18 protein-coding genes are annotated in these 22,378 nt (G+C 65.6%); 12 read left to right on the top strand and 6 right to left on the bottom strand.

Translation table 11 applies throughout. The annotated features are described in order from the left end of the window. Positions 1-183: 183 nt before the first annotated feature. Positions 184-1,416, top strand: coding sequence for a Bcr/CflA family multidrug efflux MFS transporter (locus AB4Y40_RS11255; RefSeq protein ID WP_368687718.1), 1,233 nt, complete (start codon positions 184-186; stop codon positions 1,414-1,416). A gap of 87 nt (positions 1,417-1,503) precedes the next feature. On the opposite strand, the gene AB4Y40_RS11260 is transcribed toward AB4Y40_RS11255, so the two are convergent. From AB4Y40_RS11260 to zwf, 3 genes are all read right to left on the bottom strand, one after another. Beyond that, on the bottom strand, positions 1,504-3,420 hold the full coding sequence (locus AB4Y40_RS11260; RefSeq protein ID WP_368687719.1) for a bifunctional transcriptional regulator/glucokinase: 1,917 nt from the start codon (positions 3,418-3,420) through the stop codon (positions 1,504-1,506). After that, entirely contained in the window at positions 3,401-4,102 is a 702-nt protein-coding gene (pgl, locus tag AB4Y40_RS11265; protein WP_368687720.1) for a 6-phosphogluconolactonase, read from the bottom strand. The genes AB4Y40_RS11260 and pgl overlap by 20 nt, the downstream gene beginning before the upstream one ends. 93 nt (positions 4,103-4,195) lie before the next feature. Continuing rightward, positions 4,196-5,665, bottom strand: a complete 1,470-nt coding sequence (gene zwf, locus AB4Y40_RS11270; protein WP_368687721.1) for a glucose-6-phosphate dehydrogenase — start codon at positions 5,663-5,665, stop codon at positions 4,196-4,198. Between the two features lie 577 nt (positions 5,666-6,242). Here zwf and AB4Y40_RS11275 point away from each other — a divergent pair. From AB4Y40_RS11275 to AB4Y40_RS11290, 4 genes are all read left to right on the top strand, one after another. After that, on the top strand, positions 6,243-7,490 hold the full coding sequence (locus AB4Y40_RS11275) for an ABC transporter substrate-binding protein (RefSeq protein WP_368687722.1): 1,248 nt from the start codon (positions 6,243-6,245) through the stop codon (positions 7,488-7,490). A 121-nt stretch (positions 7,491-7,611) separates the two neighbouring features. Beyond that, positions 7,612-8,553, top strand: coding sequence for a carbohydrate ABC transporter permease (locus AB4Y40_RS11280; protein WP_368687723.1), 942 nt, complete (start codon positions 7,612-7,614; stop codon positions 8,551-8,553). Then, complete coding sequence (locus AB4Y40_RS11285) at positions 8,543-9,400, top strand: carbohydrate ABC transporter permease (RefSeq protein WP_368687724.1); 858 nt, start codon at positions 8,543-8,545, stop codon at positions 9,398-9,400. The genes AB4Y40_RS11280 and AB4Y40_RS11285 overlap by 11 nt, the downstream gene beginning before the upstream one ends. 32 nt (positions 9,401-9,432) lie before the next feature. Beyond that, positions 9,433-10,551 (top strand): ABC transporter ATP-binding protein, encoded by a 1,119-nt coding sequence (locus tag AB4Y40_RS11290; protein ID WP_368687725.1) that lies wholly within the window; start codon positions 9,433-9,435, stop codon positions 10,549-10,551. Between the two features lie 98 nt (positions 10,552-10,649). Here the strand turns inward: AB4Y40_RS11290 and AB4Y40_RS11295 are convergent, their stop codons facing one another. Together AB4Y40_RS11295 and trxB are read right to left on the bottom strand one after the other, a co-directional pair. Continuing rightward, entirely contained in the window at positions 10,650-11,426 is a 777-nt protein-coding gene (locus AB4Y40_RS11295) for a Smr/MutS family protein (RefSeq protein ID WP_368687726.1), read from the bottom strand. A 36-nt stretch (positions 11,427-11,462) separates the two neighbouring features. After that, complete coding sequence (trxB, locus tag AB4Y40_RS11300) at positions 11,463-12,458, bottom strand: thioredoxin-disulfide reductase (RefSeq protein WP_368687727.1); 996 nt, start codon at positions 12,456-12,458, stop codon at positions 11,463-11,465. Positions 12,459-12,879: 421 nt separating this feature from the next. Here trxB and AB4Y40_RS11305 point away from each other — a divergent pair, with 421 nt between their 5' ends. Both AB4Y40_RS11305 and lolA read left to right on the top strand, forming a co-directional pair. Beyond that, positions 12,880-15,201 carry a DNA translocase FtsK gene (locus tag AB4Y40_RS11305; RefSeq protein ID WP_368687728.1) on the top strand — a complete coding sequence of 774 codons (2,322 nt, stop codon included), beginning with the start codon at positions 12,880-12,882 and terminating at the stop codon, positions 15,199-15,201. Positions 15,202-15,288: 87 nt separating this feature from the next. Beyond that, the gene (lolA, locus tag AB4Y40_RS11310; protein ID WP_368687729.1) at positions 15,289-15,996 is read left to right on the top strand and encodes an outer membrane lipoprotein chaperone LolA; all 708 of its coding nucleotides are present in this window, start codon (positions 15,289-15,291) and stop codon (positions 15,994-15,996) included. 80 nt (positions 15,997-16,076) lie between these two features. Here the strand turns inward: lolA and AB4Y40_RS11315 are convergent, their stop codons facing one another. Continuing rightward, positions 16,077-17,147: an MBL fold metallo-hydrolase gene (locus AB4Y40_RS11315; protein ID WP_368687730.1), complete on the bottom strand. Its 1,071-nt coding sequence runs from the start codon at positions 17,145-17,147 to the stop codon at positions 16,077-16,079. A 335-nt stretch (positions 17,148-17,482) separates the two neighbouring features. Between AB4Y40_RS11315 and AB4Y40_RS11320 the strand changes: the two genes are divergently transcribed. The 5 genes from AB4Y40_RS11320 to AB4Y40_RS11340 all read left to right on the top strand — a co-directional run bounded on the left by AB4Y40_RS11320 (position 17,483) and on the right by AB4Y40_RS11340 (position 22,272). Next, positions 17,483-17,911 (top strand): MerR family DNA-binding transcriptional regulator, encoded by a 429-nt coding sequence (locus tag AB4Y40_RS11320; protein ID WP_368687731.1) that lies wholly within the window; start codon positions 17,483-17,485, stop codon positions 17,909-17,911. Between the two features lie 25 nt (positions 17,912-17,936). After that, complete coding sequence (aceK, locus tag AB4Y40_RS11325) at positions 17,937-19,739, top strand: bifunctional isocitrate dehydrogenase kinase/phosphatase (RefSeq protein WP_368687759.1); 1,803 nt, start codon at positions 17,937-17,939, stop codon at positions 19,737-19,739. A 52-nt stretch (positions 19,740-19,791) separates the two neighbouring features. Further along, positions 19,792-20,988 carry an acetyl-CoA C-acetyltransferase gene (locus AB4Y40_RS11330; RefSeq protein WP_368687732.1) on the top strand — a complete coding sequence of 399 codons (1,197 nt, stop codon included), beginning with the start codon at positions 19,792-19,794 and terminating at the stop codon, positions 20,986-20,988. 88 nt (positions 20,989-21,076) lie between these two features. Continuing rightward, entirely contained in the window at positions 21,077-21,754 is a 678-nt protein-coding gene (locus AB4Y40_RS11335; protein ID WP_368687733.1) for an SDR family oxidoreductase, read from the top strand. Between the two features lie 53 nt (positions 21,755-21,807). Next, complete coding sequence (locus AB4Y40_RS11340; RefSeq protein ID WP_368687734.1) at positions 21,808-22,272, top strand: YchJ family protein; 465 nt, start codon at positions 21,808-21,810, stop codon at positions 22,270-22,272. The last annotated feature ends 106 nt before the right edge of the window (positions 22,273-22,378 follow it).

Genomic DNA, 22,378 nt, shown 5'->3' on the forward strand with positions numbered 1-22,378 from the left:
TAGCGCAAAGCCGCGCCGACGCCCCATGTGAGGCCGGGCATGGCGGGCAAGGGGCGTCAGGTACAATTCGGCGACACCGCGTTGCTGTTTTTGTCCGCTTTCGTCCGCTCCTGCAGCGACGGATGACTCGGCCCCTGACATCGAGACCGCGCGAGCCGCGCGTGTTTCGCCGCCACACACACCATGTCCCATTCCCCGCGCCGCCGGCCCGATGGCCGGCTGATCCTGTTGCTGGGCGCACTCGCCGCCTGTGGCCCGCTCGCCACCGACATGTATCTGCCGAGCCTGCCCGCCATCGCGCAGTCGTTCGGCGTGAGCGCCGCCGCTGCGGCCTCGACGCTCACGAGCTTCATGGCCGGCTTTTCGATCGGCATGCTGCTCTACGGCCCGGTTTCCGACGCCTATGGCCGCCGCCCCGTGCTGCTCGGCGGCATCGCGCTCTTCACGATTGCCAGCATTGCCTGCTGGCTCTCGTTCTCCGTGGGCGAGCTCGTGGTCGTGCGCTTTCTGCAGGCGCTCGGCGCGGGCGCGGCCTCGGTGCTCTCGCGGGCCATCGCGCGCGACGCCCACGAGCCATCGGACGCCGCCAAAGTCCTCTCGATGGTCGCGATCGTCACGGCGATCGGGCCGCTGCTCGCACCGCTCATCGGCGGACAGTTGCTGCTGATCGGCGGCTGGCGCGTGGTGTTCGTCGCGCTCACGCTGTTCGGCCTCGCCTGCGCCGTGGCGGCCTACCTGCGCGTACCGGAAACCTGGCCACCGGAAAAGCGCGAAAGTGCCGCCGTGCTGCGCTCGTTCGCGGCGTATGGGCGTCTGCTGCGCGATCCGCTCGTGTGGGGGCACATGCTCTGCGGCGGCATGGCGTTCGCCGCGATGTTCACCTATATCTCGGCCACGCCGTTCGTCTATATCGAGTACTTCCACGTCTCGCCGCAGCACTACGGGTTCTTCTTCGGCGCGAACGTGTTCGGCATCATGCTCGGCAACTTTCTCAACACGCGCTTCATCGGGCGGTTCGGCACCCTTCGCATGGTGTCGATCGCTTCGGGTGTGAGCATCGTCGCGTCGCTCTTCGTCGCGCTCATGTGCGTGACGGGCTGGGGCGGCCTGTGGTCGATCGTGTTTGGCCTGTTCTTCGTGGTTAGCGTGGTGGGGTTGCTCGGCGCGAACTGCGCGACCGATCTCATGTACCGCTATCCGAAGAACGCGGGCGCGGCGGCGGCCGTATTCGGCGCGACGCAGCTCGCGCTCGGCGCGCTCGCGAGCGCCGTGGTCGGCTGGTTCCCGGGCATCTCGCCGTTCGGCATGGGCGTGACTATCGGCGTGTGCGGGCTGATGACGTGGGTGGGGCGCGCGCTCGTCGTGAAGTGGCACGGCACGCCGGCGCCGGACGCGGTGCGAACGGCAACGCCGTGAGCGATACATCGATAAGTCGATCCTTCGCACGAAATAAATATGGGACGCCGAGGCGTCCCATTTTTTTATCGCTCGAATGAGCCGATATCAGTCGCGCGCCGTGGGCGACGCACCGTGGCTAAGCCAGTCGAGCACGGCCGATGCGTCGTCGTCGGCATGCTCGCGCGCCTTTTCGACGGCGTTGCCCAGGTCCGCATCGGGCGAAGCACGGCGAATCGCGACGCCCACCGCGAGGATGTCGATCATCAGCAGATGCAGGATGCGCGAGATCATCGAAAGCTGCGATTCGCGCATCTCGATGTGATCGGTTTCGAGCGCCACGGTCGCGCGCTTGGCGAGCGGCGTGTTGCTCGACGTGATCGCGATCACCTTCGCGCCCGCCTGCATGGCGACGTCGAGCACGCGCAGCAGTTCCGGCGCGCGGCCCGACTTCGACACGGCCACGATCACGTCGCCCTTGCCGAGCAGCGCGGCGGAAGCGGCCTGCATGTACAGGTCGCCATAGGCGATGGTCGGGATGCCGAAGCGGAAGAACTTGTAGTGCGCGTCCTGCGCGACGATGTGCGAGTTGCCGAGCCCATAGAACTCGATGCGGCGCGCGCCGTTGAGCAGCGTGATCGCATTCTCGACCTGCTCGAAGTTCAGGTGCTCGCGCAACTGCAGGATGGCCGAGACGGTGTTGTCGAGCACCTTCGCGCCGAAGTCGGTGGCGGTGTCGCCCAGATGCACCTGGCTGTGGCTCACCGGAATCGTGCCCGTGAGGCCCGTGGCGAGCTTGAGCTTGAAGTCCGAGAGGCCCTGGCAGCCCAGCGAGCGGCAGAAGCGGATCACCGTGGGCTGGCTCACGTCGGCCTTGCGCGCGATATCGACGATCGGATCGTTGATGATCGAGCGCGGATGGTTGAGCGCGAGGTCGGCCACGCGGCGCTCGGCGGGCGTGAGCGCGTCGCGCATCTGGCGAATGCGTTCGAACACGGCCGACGAGCCGCCGCCCGCGCGATTGGACAGCTGCTCCGCGAGAATCGCCGACACGCCGAGAAACGCCGGATACTCGGCCGTGATCACGTAGGTGGGCACGTTCGAGAGATAGGTGTCGAAACGGCCCTTCGCCTCGAAGCGCTGGCGGAACGACGAGCGCGTGAAGAGGTCGCCGAGACGCGGCACCACGCCGCCGCCGATATAGATGCCGCCGAGCGAGCCGAGCGTCATCGCGATGTTTCCCGCGAAGCTGCCGAGAATGCCGCAGAAGCATTCGACGGTTTCCATCGCGAGCGCCTCGCCGTCATGCGCGCGCTGCACGACTTCGGCCGTGCCGAGTTCGGCGGGCAGCTTCTTCTTGTCGCGCGCGGCGAGCGCGCGATAGATCAGCTCGAGGCCGGGCCCCGCGCACACGCGCTCGAACGAGACATGCGGCCACTTCTTGCGCGCGAACTGCAGCACGACGTCTTCGCGCTCGTCCTGCGGCGAGAAGCTCGCGTGGCCGCCTTCGCTGCCGAGCGCGATCCAGCGGTCGTCGGCGGGAATCAGGCCCGAGACGCCGAGACCCGTGCCCGGCCCGAGCAGGCCGATCACGCTGTTCTGGCGGCGCTGGCCGCCGCCCACCTGGACGCGCTGCGAGTCGGTCAGGCCGGGCAGCGCCATGGCGAGCGCGGTGAAGTCGTTGACGACCAGCAGCGTGTCGAAGCCGAGCGAGCGGCGCGTCGCTTCGATCGAGAAGGTCCAGTCGTGATTGGTCATGCGCACCTGGTCGCCGTCGACCGGATTCGCAATCGCGATGGCCGCGTGATTCACGCGGCCGATCTTGTTGTCCTTCAGGTATTGCTGGATCACTTCCGCGACGCCGGGATACTGCGCGCACGGGTACACGCGCACCTGGCCGATTTCGCCCGGACGCGTTTCCAGCGCGAAGCGCGCGTTGGTTCCGCCGATGTCGGCGAGCAGCCTCGGACCGTCGGCGTGCTGGCCTGCGCCAGGGGCGTTTTTATTAGGCGCACCAGTAGACATCGAGTCTCACTCCCTTGTCGTTCGCCAGCTTCGAGATGGCGTTGTTTTGTTCGGCCGCGGCGGCCTGTTGCAGCACTTCGAGCTTGCGCTGCCCCGCGATCAGCAGGAACAGCCGGTCGACCTGGCGCAGCGCCTGCATCGACCACGAGACGCGCGCGTGGGGCGCTGCCTGCGGATGCACGGCCACGAACGGGCGCGCCGTGGTGATGGCTTCGTGCCATTCGGGGGCGTCGGCGAAAATCGAGGCCGTGTGGCCGTCCTCGCCCATGCCGAGCACGGCGACGTTCGGCAGCTTGCGGGTTGGGTCGGCGTTGAGCGCGGCAACATGTGCGTCGAGATCCTGCGCCACGTCGACGAGCGGCAGGAAGCGCGCGTGCGCCGCTTCGTGCGTGAGCAGCGTCTCGCGCGCGAGGCGCGCGTTGCTCGCGGAGTCGGTGTCCGGCACCCAGCGGTCGTCGACGAGCGTGACGTCGATGTGTGCCCAGTCGAAACGGTGCGTCGAAAGGGCCTCGAGGAAGGGGCGCGGGCTCGTGCCGCCGGAGACGGCGAGCGTTGCACGGCGCGCGGCAGTACCGGGCGCCGCCTGCTGAGCGGCGAGCGACGCATGTAGCGCGTCGCCCACGGCTCGCGCCAGCGCGTCGGATTGGACGCGCGGGTCGTCGAATACGTGAAGCTCGATCACTTCTCCTCCATGCTGCTTTTTTGTAGGTCTACGGGGTAGTTCATCTGTCCGGTCCGGCGTCGCGCTCGCGGTGCGCGCCGCCATGCAATCCCATCAATTCTCTTCTTCGAGCCAGCAGGTGCCGTGCTGCGCGAGCATCGCGCTGGCAGCCGCCGGTCCCCATGTGCCGGCCGCGTACGGCTTGGGCGCGCGCGGCGTCGCCGCCCACTCGTTGAGGATCGGCTCGACCCACGTCCACGCCGCTTCCTGCTCGTCGCGCCGCACGAACAGCGCAAGGCGCCCGTTGATCACGTCGAGCAGCAGGCGCTGGTAGGCCTCCATCTGGCCTTCGCGGAAGAACTGGTCGAACGCGAGATCCAGATGCACGCTCGCGAGATTCATGCCTTCGCCGGGCTGCTTCGCGAGGCAGTAGAGGCGGATGTTCTCGTTCGGCTGCAGGCGGATCACGAGGCGGTTCGCGCCGGGGCGCAGCGCCGGCGCGCCGAGCGCCGAATGCGGCACCGGGCGGAAGTTCACGACGATCTCGGCCACGCGGTCGGCAAGACGCTTGCCGGTGCGCAGGAAGAAGGGCACGCCCGCCCAGCGCCAGTTCTCGATCTCCACCTTGAGCGCGACGAAGGTTTCCGTATGGCTCTCGGGCTTCACGCCTTGCTCGGTCGCATAGCCCGGCACCGCCTGGCCGCGGATCACGCCCGCATGGTACTGACCGCGCACGGCGACCTTGCTGATGTCGAGCGGATTGATCGGCTTGAGCGCGCGCAGCACGCGAAGCTTTTCGTCACGCACCGAATCCGAATCCATCGAATGCGGCGGCTCCATGGCGACGATCGAAAGCAGCTGCAACAGGTGATTTTGCACCATGTCGCGCAGCGCGCCAGTGTTGTCATAAAAGTCGCCGCGCGCTTCGACGCCCAGTTCTTCGGCAATCGTGATCTGGATGCTCTCGACCCATTCGCGGCGCCACAGCGGCTCGAACAGCGCGTTGCCGAAACGCAGCGCGAGCAGGTTCTGCACCGGCTCCTTGCCGAGATAGTGGTCGATCCGGTAGATCTGGCCTTCGGCGAAGATCTCGCCCACGGCGTCGTTGATCGCGTTGGACGACTTGAGGTCGTAGCCGAGCGGCTTTTCCAGCACGATGCGCGAGTTTTCGTTCAGACCCACGGCGGCGAGCGCGCGGCAGATCGGCACGAACAGCGACGGGCCCGTCGCCAGATAGAACACGCGAATGCCGGGCAGCGACGCGATGCCGTCGCGCAAGTGAGTAAAGTCCTCGGCGCGCGAGAGGTCGAGCTTCACGTAGACGATGCGCTCGAGGAAGCTGGCCCACGCGTTGTCGTCGTAGCCGCCGTTCTTCTTCACATGCGGCTTGACGTGCTCGTCGACCCACCCGATATACGCCGCGCGATCCTCTTCGTGGCGCGCGACGCCCACGATCTTGCCGGACTCCGCGAGCATGCCTGAACGGTGCGCTTCATACAGGGCGGGGAGGATCTTGCGCATCGACAGGTCGCCGGTGGCGCCGAAGAGCACGAACGTGAAACCTGAATCGATCTGGGTTTGCATGAGTCTCAATCAGAGTCCTGGGGGGCCGCTGCAGGGTACAACGGGTGCCCGTCTGTGTGGGCGATCGAGCGGCCGTAGTCCGATAAAATTTTTTTTGACACTGAATTGTAGTTTAACTACAATCCAAATCAAGAGGTAACGTTCATTCGATGAAAAAAGCGTGGAACGCAGCCAGCAAGGCGGTTTGCGCGGTTTCGCGAGCGGACGGAATGCCCCCTCATGTTAACGGAGAACCACGCGGGACTCAGCCCGGCTTGCCAGTGAGCCGTGCGCCCGGTTCCCCGCCGTGCGGAGGCTTCAAGGCCGCGTGACGCAAGCGGCGCCTCGGCCGGCCGGGTGGCCGGCGAAAATCAAAAGAGGAGACAGTCAAGTTGCATTCCGAACCACTCATCTCTTGAGCGTCCTGCGGCCGGTAACCGGCACGCGGCCCGCGCGCATCTAATGAAAAGCACGCGCGCGCGGCACTCCGGCGCCCGTCCGTCCAGTGTTTTGCCTGTTTTGCCTGTTTGACCAACCACCGCACCCTGGCGATCAGGGGCCAATCGTTTTTTGTTCAGGTGTCTGGAGGAGATAAGCAATGAAATTCCGCGCGATCATGGGCGCCCTGTGCGCAGCAGGTCTGTTGGGTGGCGTCGCCACGGCGCAAGCGGCCGAGTCCCTCGAAGTGCTGCACTGGTGGACTTCGGGCGGCGAGTCGAAGGCCGTCGGCGTGCTCAAGGACGACATGACGAAGCAGGGCTATGTGTGGAAGGACTTCGCGGTCGCCGGTGGCGCGGGCGCGGCGGCCATGACCGCACTGAAGACCCAGGTGATCTCGGGCAACGCACCGACGGCCGCCCAGATCAAGGGTCCGCTGATCCAGGAATGGGCTGAGCAGGGCGTGCTGGTGAACGTCGACTCCGTCGCCGGCGACTGGAAGGCCAATCTGCCGCCGCAGATCGACAAGATCATGCACGCCGACGGCCACTACGTGGCCGCGCCGTTCTCGGTGCACCGCGTGAACTGGGTGTGGATCAACAAGGCAGCGCTCGACAAGGTGGGCGGCAAGGCGCCGACCACGTGGCCGGAATTCTTCGCGCTGGCCGACAAGATGAAGGCTGCAGGCATCCAGCCGGTCGCCGCTGGCGGCCAGCCGTGGCAGGACCTGACGCTGTGGGAAGACGTGGTCCTCTCGCAGGGCGCGGACTTCTACAAGAAGGCACTCGTCGACCTCGACCAGAAGACCCTCACGTCGCAGCAGATGGTCGGCGTGTTCGACACGGTCCGCAAGATCGAGTCGTACATGGATAACGGCCGCACGGGCCGCGACTGGAACCTCGCCACGGCCATGGTCATCAACGGCAAGGCCGGCATGCAGTTCATGGGCGACTGGGCCAAGGGCGAGTTCGCGAACGCGAACAAGCAGCCGGATACGGACTACGTTTGCGCAGCAGTGCCGGGCACGGCAAAGGCCTACACTTTTAACGTCGACTCGTTCGTGTTCTTCCAGCAGAAGGGCCAGAAGGAAGCAACGCCTGGCCAGCTCGCGCTCGCGAAGACGATCATGAGCCCGGGCTTCCAGGAGCAGTTCAGCCTGTACAAGGGTTCGATTCCGGTCCGTCTCGGCGTGGACATGAGCAAGTTCGACGCATGCGCGAAGAAGTCGTACGCGGATGAGCAGATCGCGATCAAGGCCGGCGGCTATGTGCCGTCGCTTGCTCACGGCATGGCTCAGCCTGACGCAACGGCCGGTGCAATCACCGACGTCGTGACGAAGTTCATGAACTCGACCCAGGATTCGAAGAGCGCGGTGGAAGCGCTCGCGAAGGCTGCGAAGACGAAGTGAGCGGAGGTTAGTGCTGTAAGACGGGGGGCGCCATTCGTGGCGCGCCCCGGGCATGACGGTTCACCCTCTGAACCCCATCATCGTGCGAAAGCGGTTTTCGCACCGTACCAGGAGTTGCGCAGTGACTGCTTCTCTTAGCGGCAACGGCAAGGCGGCCACGCCTGCTACCCGCCGCGCGTCGCCCATGGCGGCGCTCGCAGACCGCTGGATCCCGAAGCTGGTGCTTTCGCCCAGCATTCTGATCAGCCTCGTATTCGTCTACGGCTTCATTCTCATTACCGGGTATCTGTCGCTCTCGACCTCGCGACTGATGCCGCGCTATGAATTCGCGGGTCTCGACCGCTATCGCGAGCTGTTCTCCAACGACGTCTGGTGGACGTCGGCGCAGAACCTCGGATGGTTCGGCATCCCGTTCATCGCGATCTGCGTCGCGCTCGGGCTGTTCCTCGCGATCCTGCTCGACCAGCAGATTCGTCAGGAAGGCGCGCTGCGCGCGGTGTTCCTCTATCCGATGGCGCTCTCGTACATCGTGACGGGCACGGCATGGCAGTGGATCTTCAATCCGGACCTCGGCATTCAGCAGGTGATGCACAGCATCGGCTGGACGAGCTTTCACATCGACTGGCTCAACGACCCGGACAAGGCCATTTTCTGTATCGTGGTCGCCGCGGTGTGGCAGTCCACGGGCTTTTGCATGGCGCTGTTCCTGGCCGGCCTGCGCGGTGTCGACAGCGAGATCTTCAAGGCGGCCCAGGTGGACGGCGCGACGCTGCCCACGATCTATCGCAAGATCGTGATTCCGAGCATGCGTCCGGTGTTCTTCTCCGTGCTGCTGATCCTGTGCCACATCACGATCAAGACGTTCGACCTCGTCGTCGCCTTGACGGCCGGTGGTCCGGGCACGTCGTCGTCGCTGCCGGCCATCTTCATGTACACGTTTTCGTTCAACCGCGGGCAGCTCGGCGTCGGCGCAGCGTCGTCGATGATGATGCTCGCCACCGTCGTGGCCGTGCTCGTGCCGCTCATGTATCTGGAATCGAGGAGCACGCGCAATGCAGCCTAAGATGAACGTGAGCCGCGTGGTCATCTATGCGGCGCTGATCCTGTTCGCGGTGTACTTCCTGTTCCCGCTCTACGTGATGCTGTCGACGTCGTTCAAGTCGCTCGACCAGATTCACACGGGCACCATGCTCTCGCTGCCGACGAGCCCGACCTTCGCGCCGTGGATCAAGGCGTGGAGCGAAGCCTGTACCGGCGTGCGCTGTGACGGCATGCAGCCGTTCTTCATGAACTCGGTGAAGATGGTGATTCCGGCCGTGCTGATCTCGTCGATCATCGGCGCGTTCAACGGCTACGTGCTCACGCACTGGCGTTTTCGCGGCGCGGACGCGCTCTTCACGATGCTGCTGGTGGGCTGCTTCATCCCGTTCCAGGCCATCCTGCTGCCGATGGCGCGTCTCGAAGGCTTCCTCGGCCTGTCGAACACGATCGGCGGTCTGGTGCTGGTGCACGTCGTGTACGGCATTGCGTTCACCACGATGTTCTTCCGCAACTTCTACGTGAGCGTGCCCGCAGAACTCGTGAAGGCCGCGCGCATCGACGGCGCCGGTTTCTTCATGATCTTCACGCGCATCATGCTGCCGATCTCGCTGCCCATCTTCATGGTGTGCCTGATCTGGCAATTCACGCAGATCTGGAATGACTTCCTGTTCGGTATCGTGTTCTCGGGCGTCGATTCGATGCCGATCACGGTGGCGCTGAACAATCTCGTGAACACGTCCACGGGCGTGAAGGAATACAACGTCGACATGGCCGGCGCGATCATCGCCGCGCTGCCCACGCTGCTCGTCTACGTGATCGCCGGCCGCTACTTCGTGCGCGGTCTCACGGCGGGCGCGGTGAAGGGTTAAACCCGCATTCGATTAAAAGGATTCATAGCATCATGGCAAGCCTTTCCATTCGCGACGTCTACAAGACCTACCCGAACGGGGTTCCCGTCCTCAAGGGCGTGAACATCGACATCGAAGACGGCCAGTTCCTGATTCTGGTCGGTGGTTCGGGTTGCGGTAAGTCGACGCTGCTCAACATGATCGCGGGTCTCGAAACCGTGACCAAGGGCGAGATCCAGATCGACGGCAAGACGGTGAACAACCTCTCGCCGAAGGATCGCGACATCGCAATGGTGTTCCAGTCGTACGCGCTCTATCCGTCGATGACGGTGCGCGAGAACATCTCGTTCGGCCTGAACATCCGCAAGGTGCCGAAGAACCAGCAGACGGAGATCGTCGGCCGCGTGTCGAAGCTGCTGCAGATCGAGCACCTGCTCGACCGCAAGCCGGGCCAGCTGTCGGGCGGCCAGCGCCAGCGCGTCGCCATGGGCCGTGCGCTCGCGCGCGATCCGGTCATGTTCCTGTTCGACGAGCCGCTCTCGAACCTCGACGCGAAGCTGCGTATCGAGATGCGCTCGGAAATCAAGCTGCTGCATCAGCGCGTAGGCACGACCATCGTCTACGTGACGCACGACCAGATCGAGGCCATGACGCTCGGCGACCGCATCGCGGTCATGAAGGACGGCATCGTGCAGCAGTTCGGCGCACCGCAGGAGATCTACGACTCGCCGTCGAACCTGTTCGTGGCGGGCTTCATCGGCGCGCCGCCGATGAACTTCATCAACGGCAAGCTGGTGGAGCAGGGCTCGGGCATCGGCATCGAGCTCGACACGGGCGTGGCGCGCAGCGTGCTGAACCTGCCGTTCGAAGCGAACAAGCTGCGCGGCCAGATCGGCCAGGAAGTGGTGCTGGGCCTGCGCCCGGAGCGCATCACCGACGCGCGCAGCTCGCACGACGGCCACGGCCACGAACTGCAGCGCCACTCGGTGAAGGTCGACGTGATCGAGCCGACCGGTCCGGACACGCTCGTGTTCGCGCAGGTCAACGGCAAGCGCATCGTGAGCCGCGTGCACCCGGGCGCGAATCCGCAGCCGCTCAACAACATGGATCTGCTGTTCGACGTTTCGAAGGCCGTGCTGTTCGACCCGAAGACGGAAGAGCGCCTCGCCTGATCGCCGTGTGCCGGTTTGCCCGGCGCAATAAAAAACCCCGTTCGCTGCGCAGGCAGCAACGGGGTTTTTTCATGTCGACACGCCGACGACCGGTTCGGTCAGGGCGCGTGGGAATGATGCTGCGCGTGCCCGACCGGGTGCGGCTGCAACAGCACGAGTACGGCGCCCGCGCCGCCGTCGTGCGGCCGCGCCTGGCAGAACGCGATGACTTCTTCCTTCTGCACGAGCCACGCGCGGACCTTGCCCTTGAGCACCGGCTCCTTGCCGACGGAACCGAGGCCCTTGCCGTGGATCACGCGCACGCAGCGCAGTCCGCGCTTGCCCGCTTCACGGATGAAGTTCTGCAGCGCCTCGCGCGCTTCCTCGCGGCGCATGCCGTGCAGGTCGAGTTGCGCCTGCACGATCCACGTGCCGCGCCGCAGCTTCTTGACGACTTCTTCGCTCACGCCGGGGCGGTGGTAGTACAGCGAGTCGTCGGTGTCGAGCAACGCTTCCGGGTCGAATTCGTCGGAGATCGCTTCGTGCAGCACGGCCTGCTCGTCGAGCCGCGTTTGCAGCGGCAGCGGCACGGGGGCTGCACGGCGCGGCTGCGCGCGCACAGGCTGCTTGAGCGGCGCGATCTGGCCGATCTCGCGGCGAAACAGGTCGCTGTCGGCGGCGGCTTCGACACGCGCAGCCTGCGCGGCCACGCGTTCGCGCTCGCGCTGGCGGGTTTGCACCTTGAGCGCGTCGCGCAGGCTGCCGAGGCCGGCGAAGCCGGAAGCCGTCTTGGCGGGCGTGGCTTCGTCCGCCGCGGGAGCAGGCGTGGGCGCCGGATCAGGGCGAGTCGGGGCGGGGCGCCTCGGCTCGCCCGGGTGGGGCACGTTCTTGGGCATGGCGAAAAACGCTGGGTAAAGCTGCGCTCGCCCGGCTTAGCGCTCGGCTTCGGCGCTCATCACGTGCGCCTGGCCCAATTCGTTGACGGTCTCGAGGTAGCGCTGCGCGTCGAGTGCGGCCATACAGCCCGTACCCGCGCTCGTGATCGCCTGGCGATAGACGTGATCCTGCACGTCGCCGGCCGCGAACACGCCCGGCACGCTCGTGCCCGTGGCGTTGCCGTTCAGGCCGCCGTTCGTGATGATGTAGCCGTTCTTCATCTCGAGCTGGCCTTCGAAGATGTCCGTGTTCGGCTTGTGGCCGATCGCGACGAACAGGCCCTGCAGGTCGAGCTCGGTGGTCTCGCCCGTCTTCACGTTCTTGATGCGCAGGCCGTTCACGCCGCCTTCATTGCCCTTCACTTCGTCGAGCACGTGGTCCCACTTGATCTCGACCACGCCTTCCTTTTCCTTCTCCAGCAGGCGGTCGATCAGGATCGGCTCGGCGCGGAACTTGTCGCGGCGGTGAATGACCGTGACCTTCTTCGCGATGCCCGAGAGGTAGAGCGCTTCTTCGACGGCCGTGTTGCCGCCGCCGATCACGGCGACGTGCTGGTTGCGGTAGAAGAAGCCGTCGCAGGTCGCGCAGGCCGAGACGCCGCGGCCCATGTACAGCTCTTCGCTCGGCAGGCCGAGGTATTGCGCCGACGCGCCGGTCGCGATGATGAGCGAATCGCAGGTGTACTCAGCCGAATCGCCGATCAGGCGGATGGGCTTTTCGTTGAGCTTGGCCGTATGGATGTGATCGAACACGATTTCCGTGTTGAAGCGCTCGGCGTGCTCGAGGAAACGCTGCATCAGCTCGGGGCCTTGCACGCCGTTCGGGTCTGCGGGCCAGTTTTCGACGTCGGTCGTCGTCATGAGCTGGCCGCCCTGGGCGAGACCCGTGACGAGCAGCGGCGAAAGGTTCGCGCGCGCCGCATAGACGGCGGCCGTGTAGCCGGCGGGGCCGGAACCGAGAATCAGGACTTTCGCGTGTTTGGTTGCAGACATGATCGAATTCCGTAGAAAGACGCTGCGTGGCGCGTAAATTCGGGCGCCCGCCGGGGGTGCCCGGTCGGGCCGCCCGGCGTTGCGGCGGGGCTCACGCATGTAGTTGGGCATCAGCCCGCAATTATAAAGGCGGGGGGCGCTCGCCGCTCGATGAAGCTTCCTCATCGGCGCGATAGCCTGGGCCCGGCGGGTGGCGCTTGGAGCGCGGGCTCGACCGCCACGGCGCGGCCGGATGCCGCCCTGTCGCGCTCGCGCAGCGTTGTCAGTTACCGTCATTTACAGCGAGGGGCCGCCGGGGCCGAAACAACGCGTTTACAATAGGCCGGATCGGACGACGGCGGCCGCGCCCGTCTGCCCGGGGTTTCGGGCATACGGTAAGACTGGCGGACCGCAAACGCATCAAGAATCAGCCCAGGATTCAATGGCCAAAGCTCCCTATTCCGCGCAGGCGCAGGCATTGCCTCACCGCATGTCGCGCCTTTTCACCGAAATTCGCTGGATCCTGCAGGTCGCGCTAGGCGTGTTCCTGCTGATGGCGCTCATCAGCTACAGCCGCCACGACCCGAGCTGGACGCACGCGGCCCAGGTCGACCACATCTCGAACTGGGCGGGGCGCGTCGGCGCGCGCGTCTCGGACATCCTGCTGCTGCTGTTCGGCCTGTCTGCCTACTGGTGGATCGTGCTGCTGGGGCGCCTCATCTCGGCGAACTACCAGCGCATCACGCACCACGAAGCGATTGCCGACGATGACGACGACAAGCCGCGCGACATCAGCTGGGTCGCCGAAGCCCTGTCGTTCGTGCTCGTCATGCTGTCGAGCTGCGGCATCGAGGCGCTGCGCATGTGGTCGCTCAAGGTGCAACTGCCCCAGACGCCCGGCGGCGTGGTGGGCGGCGCGGTGGCGCGCGGCGTTTCGCACGCGCTCGGCTTCACGGGCGGCACGCTCGCGCTGCTGATCGCGCTCGCGATCGGTCTCTCGCTCTATTTCCGCTTCTCGTGGCTCTCGGTTGCCGAAAAGGTCGGCGAATCCATCATCAACGCCGTGACCATGGCGAGGCTGCGCCGCGAGGCGGGCCGCGACCGCAAGCTCGGCGAAGCGGCGGCCGTCAAGCGCGAAGGCAAGGTCGAGCGCGGCCGCGTGAAGATCGAGGAACACGAGCCGGTCACGATCGTGCCGCCGGTGGTCACGCCACAGCGCTCCGAGCGCGTCGAGAAAGAGCGCCAGGTGCCGCTCTTCAAGGATCTGCCGGGCGACTCCACGCTGCCGGCGATCTCGCTGCTCGACCCCGCGTCGGCCACCCAGGAAACCATCTCCGACGACACGCTCGAATTCACCTCGCGCCTGATCGAGAAAAAGCTCAAGGACTTCGGCGTGGACGTGGCCGTGGTGGCCGCGTATCCGGGCCCGGTCGTCACGCGCTACGAGATCGAGCCGGCTACGGGCGTGAAGGGCAGCCAGATCGTGAACCTCGCGAAGGACCTCGCGCGTTCGCTCTCGCTCGTCTCGATCCGCGTGGTGGAAACGATTCCGGGCAAGAATTTCATGGCGCTGGAGCTGCCGAACCAGCGCCGCCAGACTGTGCGTCTTTCGGAAATCCTCGGCTCGGCGGTGTATGCCGACGCGCCTTCGGCGCTCACCATGGGCCTCGGCAAGGACATCGGCGGCAAGCCGGTGTGCGCCGATCTCGCGAAGATGCCTCACCTGCTCGTGGCCGGCACGACCGGCTCGGGCAAGTCGGTGGGGATCAACGCGATGATCCTGTCGCTGCTCTACAAGGCGAGCGCCGAGCAGGTCCGCATGATCCTGATCGACCCGAAGATGCTCGAAATGAGTGTCTACGAGGGCATTCCGCATCTGCTCTGCCCGGTCGTGACCGACATGCGCCAGGCCGGCAACGCGCTGAACTGGACCGTGGCCGAGATGGAGCGCCGCTACAAGCTCATGAGCAAGCTGGGCGTGCGCAATCTCGCGGGCTACAACAACAAGATCGAAGAGGCGAACAAGCGCGAGGAGAAGATCCCGAACCCGTTCAGCCTCACGCCGGACGATCCGGAACCGTGCCAGAAGCTGCCGCACATCGTGGTCGTGATCGACGAACTCGCCGACCTCATGATGGTGGTCGGCAAGAAGGTCGAAGAGCTGATCGCGCGTATCGCACAGAAGGCGCGCGCCGCGGGCATCCACCTGATTCTTGCGACGCAGCGGCCTTCCGTGGACGTCATCACCGGCCTCATCAAGGCCAACGTGCCCACGCGTATGGCCTTCCAGGTCTCCTCGAAAATCGACTCGCGCACGATTCTCGACCAGATGGGCGCCGAGTCGCTGCTCGGCATGGGCGACATGCTCTATCTGCCGCCGGGCTCGGGTCTGCCCGTGCGCGTGCACGGCGCGTTCGTCGCCGACGACGAGGTGCACCGCGTCGTCGAGAAGCTCAAGGAGCAGGGCGAGCCGAACTATATCGAGGGCATTCTCGAAGGCGCGGTGGGCGGCGAAGGCGACGAGGGCACGGCTGCGGGAACCAGCGGCACCGGCGACGAGTCCGATCCGCTGTACGACCAGGCCGTCGAAGTGGTCATCAAGAATCGCCGCGCGTCGATTTCGCTCGTGCAGCGGCACTTGCGCATCGGCTACAACCGCGCGGCGCGGCTGCTCGAACAGATGGAGCAGTCCGGGCTCGTCTCGGCGATGTCGTCGAGCGGCAACCGCGAGATCCTCGTGCCCAACCGCGGCGACGCCGAGTAAGCCGCGCCGGGCCGCCGCGCTTTGGCAACGGCCAGGCATGGCCCCGGCAACCCGACGGCCAAAGACACACCTCTTGGAGAACGATAGATGCAGTATCCGGCTGGACTTCCGACCCGCTTTGCGCGCACCGCGCGCCGCGCGCTCTTCGTCGCGCTAGGCGCGTCGGTCCTGATGGTCTCGCAGGCGTATGCGAGCGGCACCGATCAACTGAAGCAGTTCGTCTCGCAGGTGCACGCCGCGCGCGGCAGCTTTGTTCAGCGCGAACTCAAGGCGCCCTCGGGCGCGAAGAACGCCAGCGACGCCATCGCCACGGCCACGATGAACGCCAAGACCTCGAGCGGCACGTTCGTGTTCGCGCGGCCCGGCAAGTTCATCTGGTCGTATGAGAAGCCGTATCAGCAAGTGCTGCAGTCGGACGGCGACAATCTCTACGTCTACGACAAGGACCTGAACCAGGTGACCGAGCGCAAGCTCGGCGGCGCGCTCGGCGCGAGCCCGGCGGCGATCCTGTTCGGCAGTAACGATCTCGACAAGAACTTCACGCTCTCCGACGCGGGCGTGAAGAACGGCATCGACTGGCTGGAGCTGATTCCGAAGTCGAAGGACACGCAGTTCAAGAGCGTGGGCATCGGCTTTCGCGACGGCAACCTCGAAGCCATGGAACTGCACGACGTGTTCGGCAACGTGACGCTGCTCACGTTCTCCAACATCGAGAAGAACCCGTCGCTGCCGGCTTCGACCTTCAAGTTCGTGCGGCCGCCGGGCGCCGATCTGATCACGGGCGGCTCGAACTAAGGCCGTTCACCTCGCGCTAAACATAAAAAAACGGGCGGCTCCTTGCGGGCCGCCCGTTTTTCTTTGTGCGCAGTGGTTTGTCAGGCGGTGAAGCGGATCACCCCGTCCGCGCCGGTCGTGCGCGTGACCTTGCCTTCGAGCCACAGCAGGTTCAGGTGCGCGAGCGCCTCGCCCATCGCGAAGGTCATCTGGTGGATGTCGAGCTCGCGCTTGAACATCATCGGCACGATGTCGGCGGCGCTTTGCGGCGCTCGCCCGCACGCTTCGATCACTTCGGCAAGACGCGCGTCATGGTGCGCGCGCAGTTGCGCGATGCGCGTGCGCACGCCGCGAAACGGCTTGCCGTGCGAGGGCAGCACGAGCGTGTTCGCGGGCAGCGTTTCGTAGCGGCCGAGCGATTCGAGGTAGAGGCCGAGCGGATTGCCTTCCGGCTCCATGTCGAACACGGAAACGTTGGTCGAGATGCGCGGCAGCACCATGTCGCCGGAGATCAGCACGCCGGTTGCCTCGCAGTACAGCGCGCAATGCTCGGGCGAGTGGCCGTAGCCCGTGATGACGCGCCAGTCGCGCCCGCCGATCGCCACCGTATCGGCTTCGCGCAGGCGGCGGTACTGCGTGGGCAGCGCGGGCACGAGGCTGCCGTAGTAGCCGCGGCGGTTGCGCAGCTTGTCGAGCGACGCTTCGTCCGTGAGCCCGTGACGCGCGAAATGGCGCGCGGCGCCTTCGCCGCCCGCATTCGAGCCGTCGCCGGCCGCCATCACGCGGGCCTGCATGTATTCGCCGAGCGTGGTCCACAGGCGCACGTCCCAGCGCGCCTTGTCCCCGCCCGCGCAAATCCAGTGCGCAAGGCCGATATGGTCGGGGTGGCAATGCGTGACGAGCACGCGCAGCACCGGCAGTCCTTCCAGCTGGTTCTCGAACACGGCTTCCCAGCGGGCCTTGATGGTGTCGTTGGTGATGCCGCAGTCCACCACGGTCCAGCCTGGCTGGCCGTCGATCTCGTCGCGCAGCAGCCAGAGGTTGATGTGGTCGAGCGCGAACGGCAGCGGCATGCGCAGCCATTTCACGCCGGGCGCGACATCGAAGGCGAGGCCGGGCTCCGGCAGGGTGTCGGCGTAGGGATAGTCGAGCTGGTGTTCGAGGGCATTCATTGGGGGTGTCTTCTCCTGTCGACCAGAGTTAGCGCTTTAGCGCTTACTCTGGTCCCACGTAAAGCGGTCGACCAGAGTTAGCGCTTTAGCTGTCGGCCGGAGTTGGCGCTTTAGCACCTGCTCCGGGCCCATGCAAAGCACTTACTCTGGTCCCACGTAAAGCGGTCGACCAGAGTTAGCGCTTGCGCGCCCACTCCGGCCCCATGCAAAGCGCGTCTTGCGCGTCGCTCCTGCCGGTTGCGTAACCGCGTACTTGACGATAACGTAAACGTCGATTCTATCGTCCCTCGCGCTGTCGTGCAGACAACAGCCGGGCCAGCCGCCTTCCGCACACTATGACGACCCAGTACACGATTACCGAACTCGCCCGGGAATTCGACGTAACGCCGCGCGCGATCCGCTTCTACGAGGACCAGGGCCTGCTGGCACCGAGCCGGGAAGGCGCGGGTGGCCTGAAGCGTGTCTTTTCGGGGCGCGATCGCACGCGGCTGAAGCTGACGCTGCGCGGCAAGCGCCTCGGCTTCACGCTCTCGGAGATTCGCACGCTGCTCGATCTCTACGAGTCGCCGACCGACACGCTCCCGCAGCTCCAGGCGTTCCTCGACACCGTCGTGCATCACCGCGAGATACTCGAGCGCCAGCGCGCGGACCTCGACGCCACGCTCGAAGACCTCGCGCAGTACGAGTCCCAGGCGCGCGCGCTTCTGGACAGGAATGCGGCGCACGAGAGCGACGCTCCCGCCGCCGCTCGCGCGAAACGCTGACGCGAGCGCAACTGGCATGGCCGCCATGAAACACTTCCCGAAACTGCTCTCTTCGCAGATCGGCTTCGATGTCGCGCAGACCATGCTCGACGGCTTCAACCGTCACTATCACAACTTCTGCGACGCGGCGGCGAGGGCGCGGACTTTCTTCGAGGCAGCCGACTGGCGCGCCCTGCAGCAGCTCGCGCGCGAGCGCATCGCCTCCTATGACGACCGCGTGAAGGAGTGCGTGGCCGCGCTCGAAGACGAATACGGCGCCGAGAGCATCGACGACGAAGTCTGGCAGCAGATCAAGCTGCACTACATCGGCCTGCTCACGACGCACCGGCAGCCCGAATGCGCGGAGACGTTCTTCAACTCCGTGTGCTGCAAGATCCTGCATCGCTCGTACTTCAACAACGACTTCATCTTCGTGCGGCCCGCCATCTCGACCGAATACATCGAGAACGACGAGCCCGCCGCGAAGCCCACCTACCGCGCGTACTATCCGGGCAAGGACGGTGTCGCGGCGACGCTTGAGCGCATCGTCACGAACTTCCAGCTGGAGACGCCGTTCGAGGATCTCGGGCGCGACGTCGACTGCATCATGCAGACGATGCTCGACACCTTCGGGGTGGTCGAGCCCAAGCCGAACTTCCAGATTCACGTGCTGTCGTCGCTGTTTTTCCGGCATAAGGGCGCATATATCGTCGGGCGCATCATCAACGGCGATCTGCTCGCGCCGTTCGTCGTGCCGATCCGTCATGTGGAGTCGGGCAAGCTGGCACTGGACACGGTGCTGCTGCGCACGGAACAGCTGCTCATCCTCTTCAGCTTCTCGCACTCGTATTTTCTGGTGGACATGGAAGTGCCGTCCGCCTACGTCGAGTTTCTGCGCACCATCATGCCGCGCAAGGCCAAGGGCGAAATCTACACCTCTCTCGGCTTGCAGAAGCAGGGCAAGAACCTGTTCTATCGCGACTTGCTGCACCACCTCTCGCATTCGAGCGACCTGTTCATCGTCGCGCCCGGCATCCGCGGCATGGTGATGATCGTATTCACGCTGCCTTCGTATCCGTATGTGTTCAAGGTCATCAAGGACAGCTTTCCCGCGCCGAAAGAGACCACGCGTGAGCAGGTCGAAGCGAAGTATCAGCTCGTGAAGCGCCACGACCGGCTTGGGCGCCTTGCCGACACGCTCGAATATTCGAGCGTCGCGCTGCCCATCGCGCGGCTCGACCACGCGCTCGTGCGCGAACTGGAGACGCTGGCGCCCTCGATGCTCGAGTACGAAGGCGATAACCTCGTGATCCGTCACGTCTACATCGAACGGCGCATGGTGCCGCTCAATCTCTATCTGCAGAACGGCAGCGACGCGGAAGTCGAGCATGGCATCCGGGAATACGGCAACGCGATCAAGGACCTGCTGCGCGCGAACATCTTTCCGGGCGACATGCTCTACAAGAATTTCGGCGTGACGCGCAACGGCCGCGTGGTGTTCTACGACTACGACGAGATCGAATATCTCACCGACTGCAACGTACGCGCCGTGCCGCCGCCGCGTCATGAGGAGGACGAACTATCGGGCGAGCCATGGTACGCAGTCGGCCCGCGCGACATCTTTCCGGAGACGTACGGCACGTTTTTGCTCGGCGATCCGCGCGTGAAGCGCGCATTTCTCGCCCATCACGCGGACTTCTTCGAGCCCGGGCTCTGGCAGGAAAGCCGCGCGAGGCTCATCGCGGGCGAAGTGCCGGACTGCTTTCCCTACGACGCATCGATTCGTTTTAGCGTGTGTTACCCGGAACGTTTCGCGCGTGAAGACGCGCCGGTCGTGCGCGTTGCCTGAACGCGCGTGCGGCCAACAGCGAATGCAAACGGATTCATCAAGGAGCACAAACATGAGTGAGACGCAAAAGCAGGACGCCATCGTGATCGTTTCGGCGGCGCGCACGCCGATGGCGGGTTTTCAGGGTGATTTCGCGACGCTCACCGCGCCGCAGCTCGGCGCGGCGGCGATCGCGGCGGCCGTCGAGCGCGCCGGGTTGAAGCCCGAACAGGTCGACGAGGTCGTGATGGGCTGCGTGCTGCCCGCAGGGCAGGGCCAGGCGCCCGCGCGCCAGGCGGCGCTCGGCGCGGGGCTGCCGCTCGCAGCGGGTGCCACGACCGTCAACAAGATGTGCGGCTCCGGCATGCGCGCGGCGATGTTCGCGCACGACATGCTGCTGGCGGGCTCGGCCGATGTGATCGTCGCAGGCGGCATGGAGAGCATGTCGAACGCGCCTTATCTGCTGCCGAAGGCGCGCTCCGGCATGCGCATGGGCCACGGCCAGGTGCTCGACCACATGTTCCTGGACGGCCTCGAAGACGCCTATGACAAGGGACGTCTGATGGGCACGTTCGCGGAAGAATGCGCGGGCGAGTACGACTTCTCGCGCGAGCGCCAGGACGCGTTCGCGATCGAGTCGCTCAGGCGCGCGAAACGCGCCAACGAGGACGGCTCGTTCGCATGGGAGATCGCGCCGGTGAAGGTGGCTTCGCGCGCAGGCGAAACGACCATCGCGCGCGACGAGCAGCCGTTCAAGGCCAATCTCGACAAGATCCCGACGCTCAAGCCCGCGTTCAGCAAAACCGGCACGGTGACGGCGGCGAATTCGTCGTCGATTTCGGACGGCGCGGCGGCGCTCGTGATGATGCGCGAATCGACGGCGAAGCAGCTCGGCCTCAAGCCGCTCGCCCGCGTGACGGGCCATTCGACTTTTGCACAGCAGCCCGCGAAGTTCACGACGGCGCCGGTGGGCGCGATCCGCAAGCTGTTCGAGAAGACCGGCTGGACGGCGAGCGACGTCGATCTCTACGAGATCAACGAAGCCTTTGCCGTGGTCACGATGGCCGCGATGAAGGAGCATGATCTGCCGCACGAGAAGGTCAACGTGAACGGCGGCGCGTGTGCGCTCGGTCACCCGATCGGCGCTTCGGGCGCACGCATTCTCGTGACGCTGATCGGCGCATTGCGCGCGCGCGGCGGCAAACGCGGCGTGGCGACGCTGTGCATCGGCGGCGGAGAGGCCACGGCGATGGGCGTCGAACTGCTGTAGGCTAGTGCCCGAAGAAGCGCGCCGCTTGGCAAGGCGGGCAGGCGGCGCGCTGCAGCGGTTTCAATGCACGGACAAGCAAGGTGACGAGATGAAAACAGCGTTGATCGTGGGCGCGTCGCGGGGCCTGGGTTTCGAGTTCGCGCGGCAGTATGCGAAGGCCGGCTGGCGCGTGCTGGCCACGGCGCGCGGGCCCGAAGCGCTCGAAGCGCTGCGCGCAATCGGCGCGCAGACCTTCCAGCTCGACATCGCGCGGCCCGATGAAATCGCTGCGCTCGGCTGGAAGCTCGACGGCGAGCGGCTCGACGTGGCGCTCGTCGTGTCCGGCGTCTACGGCCCGCGCACCGAGGGCGTGGAAACCATCACGGCCGAAGACTTCGAATACGTGATGAACACCAACGTGCGCGGCCCTATGCAGCTGATCCCCGTCCTGTTGCCGCTCGTCGACGACGCCCACGGCGTGCTCGGCGTGCTGTCGAGCCGCATGGGCAGCATTGCGGAGACCACGGGCACGACGGGCTGGCTCTATCGCGCGAGCAAGGCCGCGCTCAACGACGTGCTGAAGATCACCTCGCTGCAAACGCGCCGCGCCACTTGCGTTGCGCTGCATCCGGGCTGGGTGCGTACCGACATGGGCGGCGCGCACGCGGCGATCGATCCAGCGGTGAGCGTTTCCGGCATGCGCGAGGTGGTGGCCGAGGCGGCCGCCGCGCGCGACGTCTTCAACGGCCGCTTCTTCCAGTACGACGGCACCGAGCTCGACTGGTAAAGCGGCGCCCGTCTGCGCTACGCTTGTGGCCTCTCGCAACGGAGCCTCGACCCATGAACGCTGAAGCCGCGCGCGTCGTCTCGCCCGCGACCCGGCCCGCCGATTGTCCCTGCGGCGGCGCCGCGCCCAACCAGAAGGCGGCCAGCAAGGCGCCGCGCTACGCGCAATGCTGTGGCCGCTTCATCGACGGAGTGGCGATCCCCGCCACGGCGCTCGAACTGATGCGCTCGCGCTACACGGCTTACGTGCTGGGCGAGGAGGCGTATCTGCGCTCGACGTGGGCGAATGAGACCTGTCCCGCCGATCTCGATGTGGACCCTGCAGCCGAGGGCGCCCCGCGCTGGCTCGGACTGGCCATCAAGCGCCACGAACAACTCGACGACACGCACGCGATCGTCGAATTCATCGCACGCTACAAAACGGGCGGCCGTGCACACCGGCTGCACGAGACGAGTCGCTTCACGCGCGGCGGCGACGGACGCTGGCGTTATGTTGACGGCGACGTTTCGTCTGGCTAACGAGTCACTGACTGCCTGCAATATTTTCCGCAGCGAATTCCCTCTCCGGTTCGCTAACATGACGCCGAAAATATTGCCTTTGCAAACAAGCGCTTACTGCACAATC

The organism is Paraburkholderia sp. EG287B, from assembly GCF_040965595.1.
Taxonomy (GTDB): Bacteria; Pseudomonadota; Gammaproteobacteria; order Burkholderiales; family Burkholderiaceae; genus Paraburkholderia.

Excerpts from the sequence above, each read along its gene's own strand:
- AB4Y40_RS11255 (WP_368687718.1), top strand. The coding sequence starts at position 184 with ATGTCCCATTCCCCGCGCCGCCGGCCCGATGGCCGGCTGATCCTGTTG.
- AB4Y40_RS11260 (WP_368687719.1), bottom strand. The coding sequence starts at position 3,420 with ATGTCTACTGGTGCGCCTAATAAAAACGCCCCTGGCGCAGGCCAGCAC.
- zwf (WP_368687721.1), bottom strand. The coding sequence starts at position 5,665 with ATGCAAACCCAGATCGATTCAGGTTTCACGTTCGTGCTCTTCGGCGCC.
- AB4Y40_RS11275 (WP_368687722.1), top strand. The coding sequence starts at position 6,243 with ATGAAATTCCGCGCGATCATGGGCGCCCTGTGCGCAGCAGGTCTGTTG.
- AB4Y40_RS11285 (WP_368687724.1), top strand. The coding sequence starts at position 8,543 with ATGCAGCCTAAGATGAACGTGAGCCGCGTGGTCATCTATGCGGCGCTG.
- AB4Y40_RS11290 (WP_368687725.1), top strand. The coding sequence starts at position 9,433 with ATGGCAAGCCTTTCCATTCGCGACGTCTACAAGACCTACCCGAACGGG.
- AB4Y40_RS11295 (WP_368687726.1), bottom strand. The coding sequence starts at position 11,426 with ATGCCCAAGAACGTGCCCCACCCGGGCGAGCCGAGGCGCCCCGCCCCG.
- trxB (WP_368687727.1), bottom strand. The coding sequence starts at position 12,458 with ATGTCTGCAACCAAACACGCGAAAGTCCTGATTCTCGGTTCCGGCCCC.
- AB4Y40_RS11305 (WP_368687728.1), top strand. The coding sequence starts at position 12,880 with ATGGCCAAAGCTCCCTATTCCGCGCAGGCGCAGGCATTGCCTCACCGC.
- lolA (WP_368687729.1), top strand. The coding sequence starts at position 15,289 with ATGCAGTATCCGGCTGGACTTCCGACCCGCTTTGCGCGCACCGCGCGC.
- AB4Y40_RS11315 (WP_368687730.1), bottom strand. The coding sequence starts at position 17,147 with ATGAATGCCCTCGAACACCAGCTCGACTATCCCTACGCCGACACCCTG.
- AB4Y40_RS11320 (WP_368687731.1), top strand. The coding sequence starts at position 17,483 with ATGACGACCCAGTACACGATTACCGAACTCGCCCGGGAATTCGACGTA.
- aceK (WP_368687759.1), top strand. The coding sequence starts at position 17,937 with ATGAAACACTTCCCGAAACTGCTCTCTTCGCAGATCGGCTTCGATGTC.
- AB4Y40_RS11330 (WP_368687732.1), top strand. The coding sequence starts at position 19,792 with ATGAGTGAGACGCAAAAGCAGGACGCCATCGTGATCGTTTCGGCGGCG.
- AB4Y40_RS11335 (WP_368687733.1), top strand. The coding sequence starts at position 21,077 with ATGAAAACAGCGTTGATCGTGGGCGCGTCGCGGGGCCTGGGTTTCGAG.
- AB4Y40_RS11340 (WP_368687734.1), top strand. The coding sequence starts at position 21,808 with ATGAACGCTGAAGCCGCGCGCGTCGTCTCGCCCGCGACCCGGCCCGCC.